Here is a 4,752-nt window from a genome sequence, read left to right on the forward strand (position 1 = left end):
CGGCCTGACGCACATGCCGCACCCAGTACGAGGGGTCGGTGAGCTCGTCGGAGACCAGGGCGCCGGTCACGTTCGACACGATCGCGATACGCGGGCTCGAGTACGACAGTCCTCGGGCGACCTGCTCGAAGTCGGCCAGCATCGGTTCCATCCGCGGCGAGTGGAACGCATGGCTGACGCGCAGGCGGGTCGTCTTGCGCCCCTGCCAGGCGGGCAGCCACTCCTCGACCGCGTCCGCGTCGCCGGAGACGACGACCGCGCGCGGTCCGTTGACCGCGGCGATCTCCAGCCGGCCCTCGAACCCGGACAGCGACCGGGCCACTTCGTCCTCGGTGGCCTGCACGGCGACCATCGCGCCGCCTTCGGGCAGGGCACCCATCAGCCGGCCACGCGCCACGACCAGGGCACACGCGTCCGCCAGCGACAACACACCCGCCACATGGGCTGCCGCGATCTCTCCGACCGAGTGCCCGATCAGACAGTCCGCACGCACGCCCAGCGACTCGGCCAGACGGAACAAGGCCACCTCGACGGCGAACAACGCCGCCTGCGTGAACTGCGTCGCATCCAGCAACGCAGCCTCATCCGAACCGGACTCCGCCTCCAGCAGCTCGCGCACCGAACGGCCCAGCAGCGGATCCAGCCCGGCACACACCACGTCCAACGCAGCGGCGAACCCCGGGAACTCCTGGGCCAGTTCGGCACCCATACGAGCCCGCTGCGCACCCTGACCCGTGAACAGCACGGCCGTCTTACCGCCCGCCACACGACCCTCGACCACACCGGCACCGGGCTCACCCGCAGCCAGCGCCGCAAGCCCCGCCAGCAACTCGTCACGACCCGCCGCAACCACCGCACCACGGTGCTCCAACTGGGCCCGTGTGGTCATCGAGGAGAACGCCGTGTCCGCGACCGACACCTCCGGCTCCGCCAGAAGGTGTGCCCGCAGACGCCCCGCCTGCTCCCGCAACCCGGACGCGGACTTCGCCGAGACGACCACCGGCACCGCACCCAGCGGCCGGGACGGCTCATCCGACTGCTCGGCCGGCTCCTGGGCCGGTGCTTCCTCCAGAATCACGTGAGCGTTCGTCCCACTGATCCCGAACGACGACACACCCGCACGCCGCGGACGCTCCGACTCAGGCCACTCCCGCGCCTCCGTCAGCAGCTCCACCGCACCCGCCGACCAGTCCACATGCGGCGACGGCTCATCCACATGCAGCGTCTGAGGCAGCACCCCGTGCCGCATCGCCATGACCATCTTGATCACACCGGCCACACCCGCGGCAGCCGACGTGTGTCCGATGTTCGACTTGACGGAGCCCAGCAGCAGCGGGTCCCCGGCGCGCTCCTGGCCGTAGGTGGCCAGCAGCGCCTGGGCCTCGATCGGGTCGCCCAACTTGGTGCCCGTGCCGTGGCCCTCGACCACGTCCACTTCTGCGGCGGACAGGCCGGCGTTGGCGAGCGCCTGACGGATCACCCGCTCCTGCGAGGGACCGTTCGGCGCCGTCAGGCCGTTGCTCGCACCGTCCTGGTTCACCGCGCTGCCGCGCAGCACCGCGAGCACGTTGTGGCCCTTGCGGCGGGCGTCCGACAGCCGCTCCACGACCAGCAGGCCGAGACCGTCGGAGAACCCGGTGCCGTCGGCGGAGGCGGAGTACGCCTTGCAGCGTCCGTCGGGCGCGAGACCGCGCTGACGGCTGAACTCGACGAACAGGAACGGCCCGGCGAGCACGGTCACACCGCCGACCAGCGCCAGCGAGCACTCGCCCGAGCGCAGGGCCTGCGCCGCAGTGTGCAGCGCCACCAGCGACGACGAGCACGCCGTGTCCAGCGTGACGGCCGGTCCCTCCAGGCCGAGGCTGTAGGCGATGCGGCCGGAGACGATGCTGCCCTGCGTTCCGGTCAGGCGGAATCCCTCGAGTTCCGGCAGCATCGAGCCGCCGTAGTCCGAGGTGACCGCGCCGCAGAAGACGCCGGTGTCACTGCCGCGCAGCGACGTCGGGTCGATCCCCGCGTCCTCGAACGCCTCCCACGCCCCCTCCAGCACAAGCCGCTGGGCCGGGTCCATCGCGGTGGCCTCGCGCGGGCTGATCCCGAAGAACTCCGCGTCGAAGTCGCCGACGCCGTCGACGAATCCGCCCGCGCTCGTGGACAGCGTGCCGAGTCGGTCCGGGTCCGGGTCGTAGAGACGCTCCAGGTCCCAGCCACGGTCGGTGGGCAGGGCGGACATCGCGTCCCGGCCCGATGCCACCAGCTCCCACAGGCCCTCGGGCGAGATGACCCCGCCCGGGTAGCGGCAGCTCATGCCGACGATCGCCAACGGCTCGGCGTCGCCCTGTTCCAGTTCGCGCAGGCGCCGGTTGGCCGTGCGCAGCTCGACCGTGACCTTTCGCAGGTAGGTGCGCAGCTTCTGCTCGTCCGTGTTCCCCGTGGTCATGCGGCCCCGAGCTCCTTGTCGATCAGATCGAATATCTCGTCGTCGGACGCCACGTCGAGCTCGTCGTCCGTCCCCGTATCGGTGTCGTCGGTCCGGCTGTCGTCGTGTCCGCTGAGTACGGCGCGCATCCTGTTGCTCAGGTAGCGCAGGCGGGGCTCGATGCCGGCGAGCACGCGCTCGTCGCTCGCGACCGTGATCAGCAGCGCCTCGAGTCGCTTCAGCTCCTCGTCGAACGGCGACCCGGCTTCCTCGACGGCGCCGCCGCCTGCCTCCTTGAGCAGGATCCGGGCGACCTGGGCGGGGGTCGGGTGGTCGAACACGAGGGTGGCGGGCAGCCGCAGTCCGGTGATGCGGGTGAGCCGGTTGCGCAGCTCGACCGCGGCGAGCGAGTCGAAGCCGAGCTCCTTGAACGCCCGGTCCGGGGGGACCTCGGCGCCGGACGCGTTGCCGCGGACCGCCGCGACCTGTGCCTGCACCAGCTCCAGTACCGCCTGTTCCCGGTCGGCCTCCGAGAGGCCGGCGAGCCGCTGGGTGAGCGAACCGCCCGCCGACTCGGCGCGCCGGGCGGGCGCGCGGACCAGGCCGCGCAGCAGCGCGGGCAGCATCCCGTCCCGTGCCTGGACGCGCAGCGCAGCCAGGTCCAGCCGCACCGGCACCAGCAGCGCCGAGTCGGAGCAGATCGAGTTGTCGAAGAGCTCCAGCCCGAGTTCGGCGGGGAGCGCGCCGACACCGGTCCGCTGCATGCGTGCGAGGTCGGCCTCGTCCAGTTGTCCGGTCATGCCGGTGGCGTCGGCCCACAGGCCCCAGGCCAGCGAGGTCGCCGGCAGGCCCTCGGCGCGGCGCAGGTGCGCGAGCGCGTCCAGCGACGCGTTCGCGGCGGCGTAGTTCGCCTGTCCCGGGTTGCCCATTTGCGCCGCGGCGGAGGAGAACAGCACGAACGCCGACAGGTCCATGTCCGCGGTGAGCTCATGCAGGTTCCATGCCGCGTCGATCTTCGGGCGCATCACGCGTTCGATCTGCTCCGGCGTCATGGCTTCGATGACGCCGTCGTCCAGCAGACCGGCGGCGTGCACGACGGCCGTGAGCGGGTGTGCCGACGAGGCCAGAAGTCCGGCCAGTTGCTTCCGGTCGGACACGTCGCAGGCCTCGACCCGCGCCGTGGCGCCGAGCGCCTCCAGTTCGGCGACGAGCTCCGCGACACCGGCTGCCGCCGCACCCCGGCGGCTCACCAGGAGCAGGTGCTTCACTCCGTGGCGTTCCGCCAGGTGCTTGGCGAAGAGCGCGCCCAGACCGCCCGTACCGCCGGTGATCAGCACCGTGCCGTCCGGGTCCAGCGCCTGCGGGACGGTGAGTACGACCTTGCCGATGTTGCGGCCCTCGCGCAGGAACCGGAACGCCTCTTGGCCCTGACGAACGTCCCACGCCCGGATCGGCGAGGGCGTGAGCACGCCCTGCTCGAACAGGGCAGTGATCTCGACCAGCATCTCCTGGATGCGCGCCGGGCCCGCCTCGAGCAGGTCGTAGGAGCGGTACCGGACACCGGGGTGCGCACCGCCGATGACCTCGGGGTCGCGGATATCGGTCTTGCCCATCTCGATGAACCGGCCGCCGCGCGGCAGCAGGTCGAGCGTGACGTCGACGAACTCGCCCGCGAGGGCGTTCAGGACCACGTCCACGCCTGCGCCGCCGGTCGCTTCCAGGAACGTCTCCCGGAAGGTGAGGTCGCGCGAGGAGGCGATCCGCCCGTCCGGGATGCCCAGCGCCCGCACCGCATCCCACTTGTGCGCACTCGCGGTCGCGAACACCTCCGCGCCCAGGTGGTGGGCCAGCTGCACGGCGGCCATGCCCACACCACCCGCCGCGGCGTGCACCAGCGCGCGCTCACCGGCACGCAGACCCGCCAGGTCCACGAGGCCGTAGTACGCGGTCAGGTAGACCACCGGCACCGCCGCCGCCTGCGCGAACGTCAGGCAGGACGGCATCGGCACGATCGTCCGCCGGTCCGCTACGGCCACCGGCCCGAACGCGTCCGTGATCAGGCCGAACACCCGGTCGCCCGGCTTCAGGTCCGTGATCCCGGCGCCGACCTCCAGCACCACACCGGCGGCCTCGCTGCCGAGAGGTGCCTCGCCCGGGTACATCCCGAGCGCGATCAGAACATCGCGGAAGTTGAGACCCGCTGCCCGGACGTCGACCCGGACCTCGCCGACGCCCAGCGGACGTCCGCCGTCGGACGGGACGAGTGCCAGGTCCTCCAGCGAACCGGCCCGGCCGACCGCCAGCCGCCACGCCTCACCCGCCGGCAGCGACGC

The 4,752-nt window shown here is 72.1% G+C and carries 2 protein-coding genes; both read right to left on the reverse strand.

The features are described from left to right. Nucleotides 1–2,440 (reverse strand): type I polyketide synthase (locus tag ABZ208_RS38715; protein ID WP_356914139.1); only part of this gene is annotated, 2,440 nt, incomplete at its 3' end. Beyond that, a partial coding sequence (locus tag ABZ208_RS38720; RefSeq protein ID WP_356914140.1) for an SDR family NAD(P)-dependent oxidoreductase occupies nt 2,437–4,752 on the reverse strand: 2,316 nt, incomplete at its 5' end. The genes ABZ208_RS38715 and ABZ208_RS38720, both read right to left, overlap by 4 nt.

Origin of the sequence: Streptomyces sp. NPDC006208, from assembly GCF_040613775.1 — a bacterium.
Classification (GTDB): Bacteria; Actinomycetota; Actinomycetes; order Streptomycetales; family Streptomycetaceae; genus Streptomyces.